We start from the raw sequence: 18,937 nt of genomic DNA on the forward strand, positions 1-18,937 counted from the left end.
AATTTGTCTAAAATAAGTATAATATTGTGCCAAATAATAAATTTTTAGCATAAAATAAATTAATAGAATCATGTAACTAGTATTCTTTTCAAAATTAGCACTTGCTTAACATCTATACCTGTTTTATCGTAAACACTCATTTAGCTAACCCAAACCTGCTATTCCGACTACCGGATGCAGAGCCAACAGATCATCACAATAAGTATATTCGCGTACCCTAAACCGCCGTTTACACTTATTAATCTTACCGGATGAAGATGCATTGGCAATGTATCAGTCGGACTACTAGAACATAAGAGGTTGATATGCAACTTTCAGGTGCACAAATACTCGTGCAGAGTCTCAAAGCCGAGAATGTAGAATATGTTTTCGGATATCCCGGCGGAGCAGTTCTCGAAATTTACGACGCCATCTTTCAATTAAAAAAATTCCGCCACATACTTGTCCGTCATGAGCAGGCTGCAGTTCATGCTGCTGATGCATACTCACGCGCCAGCAACGGAGAAAAAATCGGAGTCGCTCTGGTAACATCAGGTCCGGGTGCTACCAATGCCATAACCGGCATAGCCACCGCCAATTCCGATTCTGTCCCGCTCGTGGTCATATCCGGTCAGGTTGGCTCACCTGCTATCGGTACTGATGCCTTTCAGGAAGTCGATACCGTCGGCATTAGCCGCCCGTGTGTAAAACATAATTTTTTGGTTACCCACGTAAGCGAGCTGGCAGAAACAGTTAAAAAAGCCTTTCAGATTGCGCGTACCGGCCGACCCGGTGTCGTAGTGATTGATGTACCTAAAGATGTGACCCAGGCAATGGCGAAATTCAGCTATCCGCAGGAAGACATCAATATCCGCTCCTACCAGCCCGTTACGCAGGGACATACAGGTCAGATAAAAAAAGCAGCACAAGTGATGGCTGCAGCTAAACGACCAATTGTACTGTACGGCGGAGGCGTAATCCTGGGCAATGCCAGCAACATTCTTACCGATTTTATTCAGTCTACCGGTACACCCTGCGTCTCTACGCTGATGGGATTAGGCGCATTTCCTGCCACTAACCGTCAATTTCTTGGCATGGTAGGTATGCATGGCAGCTACGAAGCTAATATTGCTTTACAAAATGCTGACGTGGTACTTACTGTCGGTGCACGTTTTGATGATCGTGTTATTTCTGTACCCGATAAATTCACTGACGATGGCAAAAAAATCATCCATATTGATATCGACCCGTCCAGCATTGCCAAACGTGTAAAAGTAGATGTACCCATTGTTGGTGATGTTAAAAACGTTCTGGCTGATTTACTGGCCCTGTGGCAGAAGCAGAATCTGAACTTTAACAGTAATGCACTGGACAGATGGTGGAAAAACATCGAAAACTGGCGCAGCCGTAACAGCCTCTGGTTTGAAAGTTCAGATGAAATTATCAAACCTCAGCAAGTAATCCAGACACTGGCAAAACTGACCGACAACAATGCCCTCATCACTTCGGATGTTGGTCAGCACCAGATGTTTACAGCACAATACTATCCATTCGTACGCCCGCGCCAGTGGCTCAACTCCGGCGGGCTGGGCACAATGGGCGTCGGATTACCTTATGCTATGGGTGCTAAACTGGCTAAACCGGAAGAAGACGTATTCTGTATTACCGGTGAAGGTTCTATACAAATGAATATCCAGGAACTTTCCACCTGTTATCAGTATCGTCTGCCGATTAAAGTGATCAATCTTAATAACGGCTTCCTTGGCATGGTTCGTCAGTGGCAGGAACTCTATTATGACAACCGCTATTCTGAAACCTATATGGAATCATTGCCTGACTTTGTCAAACTGGCTGAAGCCTACGGGCATGTTGGCATCAGAGTAGAAAAAGCAGCCGACATCGAAGGTGCACTGAAAGAAGCCATTGCACTCAAAGACAGACTGGTATTCATGGATTTCATTACCGACCGTACTCAAAATGTCTATCCCATGGTAGGCAATGGTAAAGGTCTGGATGAAATGGTATTACCGCCACATATGAGAGAAGGATAGCCGGAGCACATCATGAGACACATTTTATCCATTCTGATGGAAAATCAGGCCGGAGCTATGAGCCGTATTGTTGGTCTGTTTTCAGCCCGTGCTTACAATATCGATTCCCTGTCCGTATCTCCAACAGAAGACAAAACCCTGTCACGAATGACAATTGTCACCAGCGGCGATAACAAAGTAATGGAACAGATAACCAAGCAGCTTAATAAACTGATAGAAGTTATCAAAGTTATCGATCTGAACGATAGCAACTACGTTGAACGTGAATTAATGCTGGTTAAGCTGCGTGCTACCGGCAAGGATCGCGATGAAATACTGCGTCTGACCGATATCTTCCGCGGACACATCATTGATGTAACCGACAAAACCTATACAGTAGAAATCACCGGCACCAGCAGCAAACTAGATGCCTTTCTGGATACCGTGGGCAAAACACTTATTCTGGAAACCGTACGTACCGGTGCAGCAGGCATAGGTCGCGGCGAACGCATGTTACGTATTTAAGCCGGACATTTTTAAAGCATTATCCGACCTAAAAACATATTAAAACCCTGATTTTAAAAATCAACACATTAAATTGAAGGAATAGCAATGCAAGTTTATTACGATAAAGACGCAGATCTCTCATTAATCAAAGGCAAAACCGTAGCCATCATCGGTTATGGCTCACAAGGACATGCTCACGCTGCCAACCTGAAAGATTCAGGTGTAAACGTAATCGTCGGGCTGCGCAAAAGCGGTAATTCCTGGCATAAAGCAGTAAATGCCGGTCATGACGTACGGGAAGTTGCAGAAGCCACAAAAGCAGCCGATGTAGTGATGATTCTGACACCTGACGAATTTCAGCCGACAGTTTATCAGAATGAAATCGCGCCTAATCTGAAAGACAATGCCACAGTAGCTTTTGCTCATGGTTTTAATATTCATTACAACCAGATTATTCCGGCCAAAAATCTTGACGTAGTGATGATTGCACCCAAAGGCCCCGGTCACACAGTACGCAGTGAATTCCTGAAAGGTGGTGGTGTACCCAGCCTGATTGCAGTACATCAGGATGCAACCGGTCGTGCCCGCGACATCGCTTTATCCTATGCTGCAGCCAATGGCGGTACCAAAGGCGGCGTGATTCAGACAACCTTCAAAGAAGAAACTGAAACCGACCTCTTCGGCGAACAAGCCGTATTGTGCGGCGGGCTGGTTGAATTAATCAAAACCGGTTTTGAAACACTGGTAGAAGCAGGCTATGCTCCGGAAATGGCTTATTTTGAATGTTTGCATGAAATGAAACTGATCGTAGATTTAATTTACGAAGGCGGTATTGCAAATATGAACTACTCTATTTCTAATAATGCCGAATACGGCGAATACTTCACCGGCCCGCAAGTCGTAAATGAACATTCACGTCAGGCTATGCGTGAGGCATTAAAACGCATTCAGAATGGTGACTATGCCAAATCATTTATCGTAGAAGGTGCAACCAACTATCCGTCTATGACTGCCCGCCGCCGCCAGAATGCTGATCATCCGATCGAAATCATTGGTAACCAATTACGCAGCATGATGCCATGGATTGCTAAAAACAAACTGGTTGATCAGGATAAAAACTAATATAGCTGCTTAAGTCTGTTTGTAACAAAGCAAAAAGCTTGTGTATGCATTTTCATATACAAGCTTTTTTTAAACCCCGAATTCAAGAAAGAATATGACTACTCCACCCGCTCAGCAGTCTGAATCTGCAAACAAAATTACTCAGAACTCCCCTACCAAAGTAGCGATTGCCAGCCTCGTAGGTACAGCCGTAGAGTTTTACGATTTCTACATATACGGGCTTGCTGCTGCACTCGTATTAAGCGACCTGTTTTTTCCAACCGAAGATCGGGCAATTGCTATCATGTCCTCATTTCTTACTTTTGGAATAGCCTTTGTTGCCCGCCCTATTGGTGCCGGACTATTCGGACATTTTGGCGATAAAGTTGGCCGTAAAACTACCCTGATAGCATCATTACTGATAATGGGTATCAGTACAACCCTGATCGGTGTTCTGCCGACATATCAGCAGGCAGGTATTATTGCACCGGTTTGTTTATGCGTCCTGCGCTTTTGTCAGGGTCTTGGCTTAGGTGGTGAATGGGGCGGAGCCGCTTTACTGGCTACCGAAAATGCGCCCAGAGGTAAACGTGCTCTTTTTGCCATGTTTCCGCAAATCGGGCCTCCTATCGGATTCATCACTGCCAGCCTGATTTTCATTGTTTTATCCAAAAATCTTGATGAAGCACAAATGATGTCGTGGGGCTGGCGTATCCCATTTTTACTGAGCATTGTTCTGGTTGGTCTGGGTATGTATGTTCGCATGTCCATTATTGAAAGTAATGCTTTTCGTACTATGGTTGCCAGACAGAGTGCTGTAAAAATCCCTCTGACTGACACTGTACGCAAACATTACAATCAGCTTATTTTAGGCTCTTTGGCCGCCACGTCGTGTTTTACCCTATTCTTTTTAACAACCGTATTTTCTTTGCAATATGCTACTACAAAGCATGAGTGGCAAAGTACAGCATTATTTAATAAAATTGATTACTTATCTATTCTCATGGGTGCCATTGTATTTATGGCAATCGGCTCCCCGATATCTGCATGGCTTTCAGACAGAATCGGCCGTCGCCCGGTATTTCTGATTGGTGGTATAGCCACAATCATAATCGGTTTCTTTTTTGGCGACTTAATCAATTCAGCCAGTGCCATTACAACTACCATTTTCTTATCCTCTGCACTGTTTATAATGGGTATCTTGTGGACACCTTTAGCGGCTTTCTTACCTGAAATATTCCCTACCAACGTAAGATATACCGGTGCAGCTATCTCCTTTAGCTTTGGAGGTATTCTGGGCGGATCACTGACCCCGTTTGCTGCCGCATGGATGGTTGAAACATATGGTTTACAGGGTACAGTATATATAGGTTGGTTTCTGATTGCCGCCTGTATACTGAGTATGATTGCAGTACTACTGCTACCAGAAACACATAAACAGGAAATTGAAAATTAAAGCAGATAAAAAACCGATTTAACCAATCGGTTTTTTTAATTTTTGCAGTTAATTCACATTATTATTACTTCAATCTCTTTTCATAATAAATCTTTCTGCTAAAATAGACACAAAAATATTATGTAGCAGATATCTAAAATGAGCATTATCAACAATAAAAAAGCATTTCACGATTACTTTATCGAAGAACAGATAGAAGCCGGAATTGTTCTTGAAGGCTGGGAAGTAAAGGCTATTCGTGCAGGAAGAGTTCAAATCAAAGAAAGCTATATTCAATGGAAAAAAGGTGCTTTTTACCTGATTGGCAGTCATATTACTGCACTACCCACTGCATCCAATCATGTAAAACCCGATCCGGTACGGCAGCGAAAACTATTACTGAAACAATCAGAAATCAACAAACTGATAGGCAAAGTAGAACGCAGTGGTTATACCCTTGTGCCTGTTAACATGCATTACAGCCATGGTTATGTAAAAATTGATATGGGATTGGCCAAAGGTAAAAAACAGCATGACAAGCGCCAAAGCAGCAAAGAAAAAGACTGGAACCGTGAAAAACAACGCCTGCTTAAACAGACACGCTAAATCCTGGCAAAATTTAAAATATTTAAACGGGAAATAGAATTCATTAATTTCCCGTTTGAATAAAAATTAAAACTAAGCTAATAAAAGTAGCTCGTCTCTTCAGTTAAAATAAAACAGCCAAAGAACTTCAGAAAAAATCATATTTCATATAAGTCAAATCAAATTAATCATATTTCATATAAGTCAAATCAAATTAATCATATTTAAATCCGTACTTTATAAAGTATAGTTTACCAGCCAATTTCAGCATACAAACCATCTGAATTTAACTAGAGACAAAAAAGTTAAATTATGTTAAAATTATATTTATATTGCTGTATTAAGATGAGCAGGCATTATTAACATTCCATATCTAATTTAAAAAACTGTATATTCAAATTTTATGAATGATCGATCCGAATATTTAAAAATCATGCAAGAATGGAGTTGCTGTTCAAGACTCTATGCATTTCATGAATTGTTTTTTGTAGGTACGGGGGCTTATATTTGTTTTATATTTCTATTAAATATACTATTATTTAAAGGCCAACTATTAGACATATTAATTAAAGATCAAGTTATTAGCACATTAATAATTTTACTTGCAGCAATATGTACACTTTTTGGCTGGAAGCGTTTTAAAACTAAAAGAAAAAATTTTAAACAGGTTTATTTCACACCAAAAGCAATTTATATAGAAGACAAAAAAATAGACATATCTTATCTTAAATCAATTACATTTATTGATCATATAAAAAGCTTTCGTCGTTCAGGAACATATTTTAAGTTCTGCATAAGATTTACTGAAAACCGAATAATTAAAGAAGATATATATTTTTATATGAAATTCGGTAAACCATATCATGACAGTTATGAGCATTATGACTTTGAAGACTTTTTTATCACTATTCTGGAAACTTTAGCAAAAGAAAGAAGAGAAATACTAAAAGATTACGGCAAAGCAATCTAATATTTCTGAATAAAAAGTTATTAATGCGAAGAATATGAATAAAGAAAATAATATCTGCCAGCATATTTTTATTTAAAAATCGAACCATATTACTACTTTATTCATTGCATCAGCCATATAAAAGCCAATTCTGTGCATTTTAAATCACGAAGAATTCCCGAATATATAAACGCTAATATAGATTTTTACATTATCAGTAATAATAAATCCTGCTCTAATTAGATTAATCCTATTCCCATTCAAATCAGCTTTTTATATCACTATTTCCCGATTATACAAATTTATAATTTAACCAGATAACTGGTTAATATTTGTTAAATTTGTATTGTCTTTCGAATAAAAATAGTATTGTTATTAATAATATTGAGAAAGTCCCATATGAAAATACTTATACACGAATCTGGTATTTATCGTGTAAATATTGATTATGTACATTTTTTAAGATTAATATTTGCATTTACAATACTCTGAACAGGAGAGAAATAAAAAAACGAATGTATGAAAATGCCTGTAAATCTTAATCATTAATAAATATCTAATTTTTTTAGATAGCAATTTTAAACCATCGCTAATTTAATAGAACTACATACAGAGATTTTATGGATTATCAGCCACAAGATTTAGAAATGATGGAAAATTGGCGATGTGCTTCAAAAAAATACACATCTGACGCGCTTCGTGGAACTATACTTGTTTCTGTTTATTGTTTTATTATGGTTTTAATTCTATTTTTTTCTTTTAATAATAATTGGAAATTCTTTTTTATAACAATATTTTTATTGATCGTAATATATCAAATTAATGAATACATAAAAATAATAGCCCGAAATTTGATTAAGCAGGTTCATTTCACACCTGAAGCAATCTATATAGAAAATGAAAAAATAGATATATCCAATCTGAAATCTATTACATTTGTTCAACATATAATTAAAGACAGTTCATTCGCTTCAATTGAAAATTATCCTGATTTTGTAGAGTCTTTTGAATTCAGTATGATAATTGATGAAAACTCAGATATAACAGAAGATATACACTTTTATCTACAATTTAGTGACGGAATTGCTGATAATATTGCTGATTACGACTATCAAAATAATTTTATCAGCATTCTGAATTTTTTTGCAAAAGAAAGAAGAAAATCATTAAATAATTCAGATACCTCAATTTAATATTTAGAATGATAAATTATTCGTGCCGGTAAAGTCAGAACCTAAAAAACATATCCACCAGCATAATTTCACTTATAATTCAGTTTTGATAGATTCTTATTCATTGCGTCGAACCACATAAAAACAGCCCTTCTGCACTTTAAATCACGTAGAATTTTATAATTTAACTAGATACAAAAAGTTAATTTATGTTAAACTTTTATTAATGTATCAATACAGGCAAGCATTATTAACAATATAGGGTGTGTAATGATGAAGAAAATCGGTCTGCTATCAGTAATTTTATTGCTAAACGGCTGTATGACATTAAACGGAGATTACCGTCTCGTTGCATTGGATGAAAATGGTAACGACCTGGCACCTAGAGTACAAATGCTGGCTCACGGATCAGGGATTTATCGCTCAAAAATTGTGCTATGTAAGGCATTTCCTAAAGCTACAGTTCGGATTTATGATATCAAGACAAATGAAGAACTAAAAGGAGAAAGTCCGCGAAAATGCCGCTAAATTTTAATAATTAAATAGTTTATCTACCCATCAGATTTCATACTAAATTTAATAAAACTGAATACTTAAATTTTATGAATAACCGATCCAGATATTTAAAATTCATGAAAGAATGGCATTGTTGTTCAAGATATCATGCATTTATTCATTTGTATTTTGGAGCTACGGGTGCTTATATTTGCCTTATGTACCTATTAAATATAATATTTAAAGGTCAACAATTTAATATACTATTTGAAGATCAAATTTTAAATACATTAATAGCTTTACTTGCAGCAATAAGTACTTTTATTTTCTGGAAACTCTTTAAAGCTAAAAGAAAAAAAATCAAACAGGTTTATTTCACACCAAAAGCAATTTATATAGAAAACAAAAAAATAGATATCTCTTATCTTAAATCAGTTACATTTATTAAACTTATATACCCTACTTGTAATAGAGGATCTACATTTAAGTTCTGCATAAAATTTACTGAAAACCGAGTAATTAAAGAAGATATATATTTTTACATGGAATTCGGTAAGCCATTTCGATGGAAGTATTGGCGTTATAACTATGAAGACTATTTCATCACTATTCTGGAAGATTTAGCAAAAGGAAGAAGAGAGCAACTAAAAGATTCCGGTAAAACAAACTAATATTTTAGAATAATAAGTTATTCATGCTGGTAGAATCTGAATAAGGAAAATAATATCCATCAATATATTTTCAACTTAAAAATCAAACCATATTACTAATTTACCCATTGCATCAAACCACATAAAAACTACTCCTGCGCACTTAAAATAATAATGAACTTTATAATCTGACCAAATACAAAAAAGTTAAGTTGTGTTTAAATTGCATTAATCTATCAATATAAGCAAAGCATTACTAACATTCCACACCTAATTTAAGAAAACTGAGTACTTAAATTTTATGAATAACCGATCCAGATATTTAAAAATCATGCAAGAATGGCATTGTTGTTCAAATGACTATGCATATATTTATTTGTTTTTTGCAGCTTTAAGTGCATATGTTTGTTTTGTATACCTATCAAATATATCATTTAAAAATCAAAATTTTACTATCATATTAATAGCTTTATCTGCAGCAGTAGTGACTTTTATTTTCTGGAAACTCTATAAAACTCAAAGAAAAAACATTAAACAGGTTTATTTCACATTAAAAGCAATATATATAGAAGAACAAAAAATAGATATATCTTATCTTGAATCAATTACACTTATTAATTATAAATACCCTTCTCATAAAGGATCTATATTCAAATTCTGCATAAAATTTACAGAAAACCCAATAATTAAAGAAGATATATACTTTTACATGGCATTTGGAAAGTCATTACTAAGGAGGTATAAGCATTATAACTTTGAAGACCGTTTTATCACTATTCTCGAAACTTTAGCAAAAGAAAGAAGAGAGCAACTAAAAGATTCCGGTAAAACAAACTAATATTTCTAAATAATAGGTTATTCATGCTAGTAGAATCTGAATAAGGAAAATAATATCCCCCAACATATTTTTAACTTAAAAACCAAGCCATAATACTCATAATACTAATTTACCCATTACATCAAACCACATAAAAACCGATTCTGTGCATATTAAATAACGAAGAATTCCGGAATATGTAACGTTGATATAGCTTTTCACATTATCAGTAAAATAATAAATCTTACTTTAATTAAAGTAACCCTATTCTCATTTAAATCAGCTTTTTATATATATACTTTTTCTAAAACTACACTGATTATACAAATTTACCAGACAAAAATAGTTAATTTGTGTTAAATTAATATTATCTTCTGAATACAAATAGTATTGTTATTAATGATATTGAGAAGGCTACAAAAATGAAGATACTTATACACGAAACTGGTATTAATCGTGTAAATATTGATCATAAGCTGCTTTTCTTAAAGCTAATATTTGCAGTTACAATATTCTGAACAACGGAAAGAAGTAAAAGAAACAAATGTATGAAAATGCCTGTAAGTCTTAATCATTAATAAATATCTAATTTTTTAGACAGCAGTTTTAAACCACAGCTAATTTTATAGAACTACATACAAAGAATTTATGAATGATCAATCACAAAATTTAGAATTCTTACAAAAATGGCAATGTGAATCTAAAAAAGTTACATCTAATAAATTTTTTATGCACATTAATTATTTCATATATTTTATTTATTTTTGTGCTTATTTGATTCCTTTCGTCTATGGGCAATACTTTTTGTCAACAATACTTCTATTCTTAGTAATACCTGCAATTATTAAATTCAAAAAAACTGACGAATTAATTAAAAAGGTTCTTTTCACACCAGAAGCAATCTATGTTGAAAATGAAAAAATAGATATATCCTATCTGGAATCTATTACATTTGTTCAACATATAATCAAAGCTAACGCATTACTTCTTAGCGAAAGCTATCCTGATAATATCAAAGCTTTTGAATTCGTTATGACATTTAATGAAAACTCAAATATAAAAGAAGATATACACTTTTATCTACAATTTAGTGATGAAAATATAGAAAATATCGCTGATTACGACTATCAAAACAACTTTATCAATGTTCTGAAATTTTTTGCAAAAGAAAAAAGAGAATTATTAAAATGTGGGGGTACAGCGATATAACCACTGATATTCTGAGCAGATAACCTAAAATACAATCACATATCAATTTATTAAATATCTTTATCCAAACCTGATGTCTGTTTTTCAAAAACTGTTTTTTCCAGAACAAAGCACTTGCAGAAATAAAACCGGAAAAGTGTTAAAATAACTGGCTTCATACATAAAACCTGTCAAGAGCCTAGCATGAATCAGGATAAAATATTAATTCTCGATTTTGGTTCACAAGTAACCCAGCTTATCGCCCGGCGCGTACGTGAAGCTCATGTTTATTGTGAATTACATTCATTTGACATGCCTATTGAAGATATCAAGGCATTCGCCCCTAAAGGCATTATCCTGTCCGGTGGTCCCAATTCAGTTTATGAATCAGACTATCAGGCTAACCCGGAAATACTCAATCTCGGTATACCCATTCTTGGCATTTGTTATGGCATGCAATGGCTGGCACATACCATGGGCGGCGAAGTCAGCGGTGGCGATCAGCGCGAATTCGGCTATGCTCAGGTACATACAGAAGACAGCCAGTTTACCAATGGCATTTTTGATAACCAGCCTAACACACTGGATGTGTGGATGAGCCATGGCGATAAAGTAAGCAAACTGCCAGAAGGATTTAAAAGTATCGGACATACACCAAGCTGTCCGTATGCCATCATTGAAAACCCGCACAAGCACTTTTACGGAGTTCAGTTTCATCCTGAAGTTACCCATACCAAACAGGGGCGTGAACTAATCAACCGCTTTGTACTTGATATCTGTCAGGCCAAACCCAGCTGGACTATGCCTAACTATATCGAAGAAGCCATTATCAAAATTCGCGAACAGGTTGGTTCCGATGAAGTTATTCTTGGCCTTTCCGGCGGAGTAGACTCATCAGTAGCTGCTGCACTGATTCATCGCGCCATTGGCGACCAGCTCACCTGCGTATTTGTAGATCATGGTCTGTTACGCTATCAGGAAGCGCAAATGGTCATGGATATGTTCGGCAAAAACCTTGGCGTCAATGTGATTCACGTTGATGCCTCTGCCGATTTTCTCGCAAAACTTGCCGGTGAAACCGATCCTGAACGTAAACGTAAAATTATCGGAGCCGAATTTGTCGAAGTCTTTCAGCAAGAAGCTGGCAAACGACAAAATGCAAAATGGCTGGCACAAGGCACCATCTACCCCGATGTAATCGAAAGCGCTGGTGCTAAAACCAAAAAAGCACATGCTATTAAAAGCCACCATAATGTAGGCGGTCTGCCTGAAACACTTAATCTGCAATTGCTGGAACCATTGCGCGATTTGTTCAAAGATGAAGTACGCGAACTGGGTGTTGCGCTGGGATTACCACGTGATATGGTTTACCGTCACCCCTTCCCCGGTCCGGGTCTGGGTGTGCGAATTCTGGGTGAAGTAAAACGCGAATACGCCGATTTACTGCGCCGTGCCGACCATATATTCATTGAAGAGCTGCGTAATACCTGCGATGAAGACGGTGTATCCTGGTATGATAAAACCAGTCAGGCTTTTGCTGTATTCCTGCCAGTAAAATCCGTAGGTGTAATGGGAGACGGTCGCACCTATGAATACGTAGTAGCCCTGCGAGCAGTAATTACCAGCGATTTCATGACAGCACACTGGGCCCACCTGCCCTACGACCTACTCGGCCGCGTTTCCAATCGCATCATCAACGAAGTACGCGGCATTAACCGTGTCGTTTACGATGTCAGCGGTAAACCGCCAGCCACTATTGAGTGGGAATAAAATTTAGTTTGTAGTAGCTATCAATTATTTATCAACCCCAGTTATATTAATAAATTAACTGGGTTTTTTGTTCATTTTAATTTAATAAAATATACTATTATCCATACTTTGATACCGTAATTTGTGGGGGTATTATTTTTTGATATCGTATGGCATTGTATAAATACCGTAATATTTTAACGGTATTAGAAAAAACTATAATGTTTTAGAACTAACATATGCTATACCTTAATGCTTGGTTTCAAGGATAAATCTATTCAAAAGCATATTCTTACGGAAATTATGTATAATATTGATAAATTTAATGCATTGATATAGGAAAAATATATGTATAAAAATTTATAGCTTAATAAAGTTACAAGCGATACACTTATACTGTGCAAAATTATGTGTTTACACACACGATTTATGTCATAATTTTGCTATTAACAATAGTAAATTTTTAAATTTCAAATATAAATAATTTTTGAGCATAGTATTTTTGAAATATAAGTAATTATGGAAACAGAATTAGGTCGTTATTACACATCAAATAAGATTGGTCATTTTTTAGTTTCTCAAATGAACACACAAAATGCCGAAAATATTCTTGATTTAGGATGTGGTGTAAAATGTTTATCACAAGCAGCCAGTTGCAGGTGGAGCAATGCAGAAGTAATAACTTTAGATATAGATGAAATACCGTCAAATAATTTTTTAATTCATAACAATAAACATATTACTTCAGATGCGCTTTTCTATGACTTACCTGATACTTTGGGAGTTTCGGAAGGAGCGATCGATATTGCTGTTTGTAATCCACCATTTATTAGACCTAATTGGAAAAAAGACTATGAGGATATTGTTGCTAGTATCGGTATTGATAAATATTTCTCAATAAAATCTTGTTATAACTCAGAGATATTATTTATAGCTCAAATTATAAGAATGTTAAAATCTGGTGGAGAGGCTGGTGTAATACTTCCTGATAATATATTTTCTGCTAAACGCTTTAGAGCCATGAGAGAATATTTAATTTCAGAACATAGCATAAAGAAAATTATTGAGCTACCTAGTAAAATTTTTCGTAAAACAGAGGCTAAAACTCATATATTGATTTTTAATAAAGAAAAAACTGATGATTCATCATCTATAATTGAATTAAGTAAATTAGATGATATAGGCAATCTATCTCAACCAATCTGTATTAAAGAGCAAAATGGAATTGAAAGATTAGATTACTCTTATCATAACCTTAAAATAAAAAAATATCGTTACGATTTGAAATTAGATTCAATAATAAAAATAAAAAGAGGAAGATTAAACTCTAAGCAAATAAAAGAACTTACAATACCCAAAATTCACACAACCGATATAAAATCATTTTGTAAAAATTATATTTTATCAGGTGATGAAAGTTTATTTAATTTGCCCAATAAAAATTATATAATTGCAGAACCTGGGGATATATTAATGTCTAGAGTGGGAAGAAATTTTTACAAAAAAATAATTATTATTGAAAAAGGCTATGCTGTAGTAAGCGATTGTTTATTTGTAATTAAATGTAAGGAAAAATATAGAGAGATAATATTTAACTACTTCACATCTAAAATTGGTCAAGAGCATTTAATAGCTCTAAGTTATGGTGTTACTGCAAAACAGATTTCTATAGAAATGATAAAAAATATTAAGTTGGAGATTAACAATGACTGATGATACCATTGACGAAAGTAACGAAATTATTGAACGAGCTGACTATATAGAAGATAGTGAACTCGAAAAAAAAACAGTTCATGATAATGAGTATTTTCAATCAATACATAGTGCATTATTAGATAAAGGAACGGTTTTACTTCAAGGACCTAGGGGAAGTGGTAAAACACATTTGATGAAATATACTTGGTTATTATGTAAAGACAATGAAAAATATCCGCTATGCTTGTATGTAACTTTTAATAAATACTTTTTTTTAGAGCCATTGTTAAAAATAAAACCTAATGCAATTGCGTTATTTAATACATGGTGTTTAACTAAAATTCTCATTTCAACATACGAGTTAATAAAACTTTTAAAAGCAAAAGAAGAAGAAAAAGAAGAAGCTCTTCCTAATGATTACTTATATTTCTCCTTTTCTAAAAAAGAACTTGAAGATATTGTTATTAGATTGGAGCAAGGATTATCACCTACGAATGAACAAGAAAAAATCACAACAAAAATCAGTGTTTCCTCTATTACTAATTATATTGAACAAATAACTAAAAAAGTGGGTAGAAAAAGAACAATTATTCTTCTTGATGATGCTGCAATGTCATTAACTCCTGAATATTTATATGAATTCTTCGATATAGTAAGAACATTAAAAACCCCAAAAATATCTTTAAAAGCTTCTGTTTATCCAGGAACTACTGAATATGGTCCTAAATTTCATGTAGCGCATGAAGCAAAAGTTATTAGTGCATGGTTAGATATCCAAAATCCTCAATATTCAACCATTTTCGATGATATTGCTAAACTGAGATTTGAAAAGCTAAATCAAATTGATAGAAATATCGTAGAACTTCTAAAATATGCCTCTTTTGGTATTCCTCGTTCATTCTTAATAATGTTAAGAGAATTTAGTTCTTCAAACAATAATACAAACCAACAGCGATTTAATCAAATTATAAATCAATTCTGTAATGTTAGAGTAAGTGAATATCTTTCACTTAGAAATAAAATGCCTCGATTAGAAAATATTATCTACAATGGGAAAGTGCTATTTGAAAAAATAATTAAGAAAACTAAAGAGGCAAATACAAAAGATAATAAGGCAAATACTAAGCAAGTAATTTTTGGAATTGAAGAATATAGTAATCTTTTAGCAGATAGAATGATAGAACTTTTAATTGAAGTTGGCTTACTTTTCCCAATTGGTTCAATTTCTCATGGAAAAAATAAAGACGGATCAAATCGAACTTATAAGAGGTATATCCCCCACTATGCATTTCTATTAAATGTAAAAGCATTTAGTGAAAATAGTAGAGGTTTCAGACCAGATCAAATATTACAATATATAAATAGAAATAACACTAAACACCCAGTTAGAGCAAATCTAAAAAATCTTCTTGGAAAAGAGGTTTATACAAATCTTCATCTGAATTTACCTGCATGTACAAAATGTGGAACCCCAAGAAATAATGATATTCAAAAATTTTGCGGAAATTGTGGCAGTCAATTAATAGATGGATCAGTATTTAATAAATGTATGGAAATTCCTCTTCATGATATTCCTAGTTTAACTAACTGGCAAAAAACCAAGATGCAAGAATTAAAGATAAAGAATGTTGGAGAGTTTATTACTCTGCCTGATCCTGGTTCAGAATTAAGAAAAATTAAGCAAATTGGTCGTATAACAGCTGAAAAAATTATAAAAAAAGTTAGTCTTCATGTTGATGAATATTTGTCATAATTAATATATTTTAACAAAATATAGTAAATATTATTATATGGAATTATTGTAATGGATCAAACAGAATATTACGAACTTTGTAAAATTCCAGCAGTAACTTCAGAATTTAATACAGAAATTATATTTAAAACTTCTGATGATGACTCCCACCTATCTCCTATTGATTTATTTATTCTTACTACTAAGGAGTTAAATAAAATTGTTTCCAAGGAATATACGCCTGCCCTAGGTAATTTAATTTTACTTGGGTATATTTCAGCTACTGAAAGTTATCTTAGAACTCTTATAAGAAGACTTATTTTAGTAGATGAGTATAGTCAAACTATTATCGCAGAAAAAAATGTTTCGTATGCTGCTGCCCATTATCATTCAAAAGAACTATTACCAGAAGCATTGTTAGAAAATTATTCTTTTGCAAATCCATATAATATCTTCAACACTTTAAAAGATATTATTGGTATAAAAAAAAATATACCTAGCTATTTAATGTCAGTTTCAAAAGAATTTTTTAAAATCTGCGAACTTAGGCATTGTTGTGTCCATAGGTTCGGAAAACTTGGCTCTAAAAACGCAGTAAAACTTGGAATTGATAAACATTCATGCTATTTAGAAAAGCCTATATCTTTAAAAAAAGAGCATGTTGATGAGTTAGCTAATATTGTGACTAATTTCGTAAAAGCTGTAAACAATTATGTTTATGAATCTATTCTTGAAAGAATATCAAAAAATAAAAATAGTGAAAAAAAAGGTGAGAAATTTTATAAAGATGATTTGACTTGGAATTTTAATAAAGACAAAAAACGCTTTAAAAAATACTATGATATTTTTTCTACCTTAGAAGATACATACCCCTCAATGTCAATAAAAGAGGCATATGATAAATTACGTGAAAAGCCAAGAAATTGAAAAAATATGTCTTCAATGTTATTAAAAAATATATTACTTATTTTTCATTGAGAATTTTCTCAACGGCTTGTGGCGTAATTTCCATAATCTTTGCTATATCTTCAATAGAAACATTTTTATCAATCAATGTTGAAACCATAGCAAACTCTAATTTTTCTCTTCTTTCTCGTTCTACTTTTGTTTCTTCTTTAGCAGCCTTAGTTTTATCATTTGCCAATTTTACTTTATCTCTGGCAATCTTCTTCTCCTCCTTCCTAATCTGTTCAACCACCTGATAAGTCGGGACATAGGTAAGACTTTTCTCTAAATCATCCATAATACCCATGCTTCTGAAACTTTCATAGGCTTCTGTGCTGATGATAAGATGATCAACGAGTGCAATATTAAGTATACGGCCTACCTGGATAAGACGATCAGTGATATCTAAGTCTGCTTTGGAAGGAGCTAAGCGTCCAGTCGGATGGTTATGAATAGCAATAACACGTGTCGCATTTTTCATCACGGCAACACGATATACATTCATAGGCTCTATATTGACGGCCTTTACTGAACCTAAAGCAATTAATTCGATATAGAGGATATATCCTGCTTCGTTCATGCCGATAATCCAGAAATGCTCTTTTTCTTTGTCTATCTTATTTTCACGAAGAAGTACGCGTTGCATGATGCTGAACACATCATCTGAACCTTCTATATAACGCTTATCGTTTTTGCCAAGTCTAATATCCATACATCGATTATAGTTAAGAGCATTAACCTAAAATATAACATAGTTTACTAATTATTATAAGTAAACAGCATTAGCTAAACCAATGATATATTGTTTGTATTTTTGAATATTAATTGATTAATTTAATGAGTTGTGAAGAAATAAATCTATCGTCTGGATAAGCTGCTCAAGCAAGCCGAGTTTGATTTTCTTGCACTAAATTACTCAGAAAATCAGCTACTACTCTTATCCTTCCGGAGTTAGTAAGGTCGGAGTGGATGACTAGCCAAATGGGTTGATTACAGTCAACATTGTTGCGAACACAAATCAGATTTTTGGTTAAAGCAATAAAATTCGGTAAGATACCCATTCCGATACCTGCTTCAACTGCACTGATATGTGCAGACATGCTGCCGGCTCTCAGACAACATTTGCCACGGCTGTTTTTTTCTATCCACTTTGCAGCCGGCAAGTTCTGATGTGTTTCCGGCCAGCCAATGAAATCAGCGTTTTTTAACATTGTTTCTTCTTTGTTTAGCGGTTTGCGCTGCAAATAGCTTTCAGAAGCATACAAACCAAAACCAAGCTCGCCTAAACGGCGGATAGTTACTTTACCCTGCTCCGGGCGAACCAGACGCAAGGCCATATCAGCGTCTCTTCTTTGAAGATTGATAGTTGATACTCCAGTAACCAGTTCCAGAGTTAAATCAGGATGTGCTGAATAGAGCTTGGGTAAAGCCGAAATAATAAGATGATCAGCCAGCCCCTGAGCCGTAGCCAAACGCACGTGCCCGCTAACTCCGGCATTGACTCCGGTAGCCATGGCATCAAACGCGTGTCCGGCCTGTTCCAGTATTTCTGCCTGCGAAACGAGTATTCTGCCTTCATCTGTTAGCTTATAACCTTGCTGATCGCGGATAAATAACCTATATCCCACCACTTCTTCCATACGTTCCAGACGGCGGTAAGTTGTAGCAATGCCAAGTTTTAATGTCTTTGCAGCACCACTCAATGTGCCTTCACGTACGATTGCCAGAAATACTTTAGTATCATCCCAGCATAGTTTTTTGTTCATATTTGATTTCCGATTCTGGAAAACCAGTTACCAGATTTAGCTATATATCTGTCAATTTTCGCAAAGTATACTGAATTAACGCTGCTTTCACCAAGCTAATAACTGTGTTTAAAAGCAGATTTAAAACAACTCAATACCATCT

At 34.6% G+C, this 18,937-nt stretch carries 17 protein-coding genes; 15 read left to right on the forward strand and 2 right to left on the reverse strand.

Annotated elements, in window-relative coordinates:
• The first annotated feature begins 305 nt into the window (after positions 1 to 305).
• The 15 genes from ilvB (at position 306) to H3T84_RS03300 (ending at position 17,011) form a co-directional block, all read left to right on the forward strand.
• Complete coding sequence (gene ilvB, locus H3T84_RS03230) at positions 306 to 2,030, forward strand: biosynthetic-type acetolactate synthase large subunit (RefSeq protein ID WP_084551183.1); 1,725 nt, start codon at positions 306 to 308, stop codon at positions 2,028 to 2,030.
• A 12-nt stretch (positions 2,031 to 2,042) separates the two neighbouring features.
• Complete coding sequence (gene ilvN, locus H3T84_RS03235; protein WP_025331818.1) at positions 2,043 to 2,534, forward strand: acetolactate synthase small subunit; 492 nt, start codon at positions 2,043 to 2,045, stop codon at positions 2,532 to 2,534.
• A gap of 87 nt (positions 2,535 to 2,621) precedes the next feature.
• Positions 2,622 to 3,638 (forward strand): ketol-acid reductoisomerase, encoded by a 1,017-nt coding sequence (ilvC, locus tag H3T84_RS03240; RefSeq protein ID WP_084565153.1) that lies wholly within the window; start codon positions 2,622 to 2,624, stop codon positions 3,636 to 3,638.
• 94 nt (positions 3,639 to 3,732) lie between these two features.
• Positions 3,733 to 5,073: an MFS transporter gene (locus H3T84_RS03245; RefSeq protein WP_198217900.1), complete on the forward strand. Its 1,341-nt coding sequence runs from the start codon at positions 3,733 to 3,735 to the stop codon at positions 5,071 to 5,073.
• A gap of 138 nt (positions 5,074 to 5,211) precedes the next feature.
• On the forward strand, positions 5,212 to 5,658 hold the full coding sequence (gene smpB, locus H3T84_RS03250; protein WP_078474876.1) for an SsrA-binding protein SmpB: 447 nt from the start codon (positions 5,212 to 5,214) through the stop codon (positions 5,656 to 5,658).
• 382 nt (positions 5,659 to 6,040) lie between these two features.
• Positions 6,041 to 6,607, forward strand: a complete 567-nt coding sequence (locus H3T84_RS03255; RefSeq protein WP_198217902.1) for a hypothetical protein — start codon at positions 6,041 to 6,043, stop codon at positions 6,605 to 6,607.
• Between the two features lie 599 nt (positions 6,608 to 7,206).
• Entirely contained in the window at positions 7,207 to 7,779 is a 573-nt protein-coding gene (locus H3T84_RS03260; RefSeq protein WP_198217904.1) for a hypothetical protein, read from the forward strand.
• Between the two features lie 249 nt (positions 7,780 to 8,028).
• Complete coding sequence (locus H3T84_RS03265; protein ID WP_174833445.1) at positions 8,029 to 8,286, forward strand: hypothetical protein; 258 nt, start codon at positions 8,029 to 8,031, stop codon at positions 8,284 to 8,286.
• 104 nt (positions 8,287 to 8,390) lie between these two features.
• Complete coding sequence (locus tag H3T84_RS03270) at positions 8,391 to 8,924, forward strand: hypothetical protein (RefSeq protein ID WP_198217906.1); 534 nt, start codon at positions 8,391 to 8,393, stop codon at positions 8,922 to 8,924.
• Between the two features lie 310 nt (positions 8,925 to 9,234).
• Positions 9,235 to 9,741, forward strand: coding sequence for a hypothetical protein (locus tag H3T84_RS03275; protein ID WP_174833447.1), 507 nt, complete (start codon positions 9,235 to 9,237; stop codon positions 9,739 to 9,741).
• 627 nt (positions 9,742 to 10,368) lie between these two features.
• Positions 10,369 to 10,929 (forward strand): hypothetical protein, encoded by a 561-nt coding sequence (locus H3T84_RS03280; RefSeq protein ID WP_198217909.1) that lies wholly within the window; start codon positions 10,369 to 10,371, stop codon positions 10,927 to 10,929.
• A 183-nt stretch (positions 10,930 to 11,112) separates the two neighbouring features.
• On the forward strand, positions 11,113 to 12,678 hold the full coding sequence (gene guaA / locus H3T84_RS03285) for a glutamine-hydrolyzing GMP synthase (protein WP_084551170.1): 1,566 nt from the start codon (positions 11,113 to 11,115) through the stop codon (positions 12,676 to 12,678).
• Between the two features lie 498 nt (positions 12,679 to 13,176).
• Positions 13,177 to 14,370, forward strand: coding sequence for an N-6 DNA methylase (locus tag H3T84_RS03290; protein ID WP_198217918.1), 1,194 nt, complete (start codon positions 13,177 to 13,179; stop codon positions 14,368 to 14,370).
• Positions 14,363 to 16,105 (forward strand): zinc ribbon domain-containing protein, encoded by a 1,743-nt coding sequence (locus H3T84_RS03295; RefSeq protein ID WP_198217920.1) that lies wholly within the window; start codon positions 14,363 to 14,365, stop codon positions 16,103 to 16,105. Before H3T84_RS03290 ends, H3T84_RS03295 begins: the two co-directional genes overlap by 8 nt.
• 51 nt (positions 16,106 to 16,156) lie before the next feature.
• A complete protein-coding gene (locus tag H3T84_RS03300; protein ID WP_198217922.1) occupies positions 16,157 to 17,011 on the forward strand; it encodes a hypothetical protein in 855 nt (284 codons plus the stop codon).
• A gap of 37 nt (positions 17,012 to 17,048) precedes the next feature.
• Here H3T84_RS03300 and H3T84_RS03305 read toward each other — a convergent pair whose 3' ends face one another.
• A complete protein-coding gene (locus H3T84_RS03305; RefSeq protein ID WP_198217923.1) occupies positions 17,049 to 17,741 on the reverse strand; it encodes a JAB domain-containing protein in 693 nt (230 codons plus the stop codon).
• A 166-nt stretch (positions 17,742 to 17,907) separates the two neighbouring features.
• A complete protein-coding gene (locus H3T84_RS03310) occupies positions 17,908 to 18,795 on the reverse strand; it encodes a LysR family transcriptional regulator (RefSeq protein WP_198217925.1) in 888 nt (295 codons plus the stop codon).
• Positions 18,796 to 18,937 lie beyond the last annotated feature (142 nt).

Source organism: Snodgrassella sp. M0110 (assembly GCF_016101465.1).
Taxonomy (GTDB): domain Bacteria; phylum Pseudomonadota; class Gammaproteobacteria; order Burkholderiales; family Neisseriaceae; genus Snodgrassella; species Snodgrassella alvi.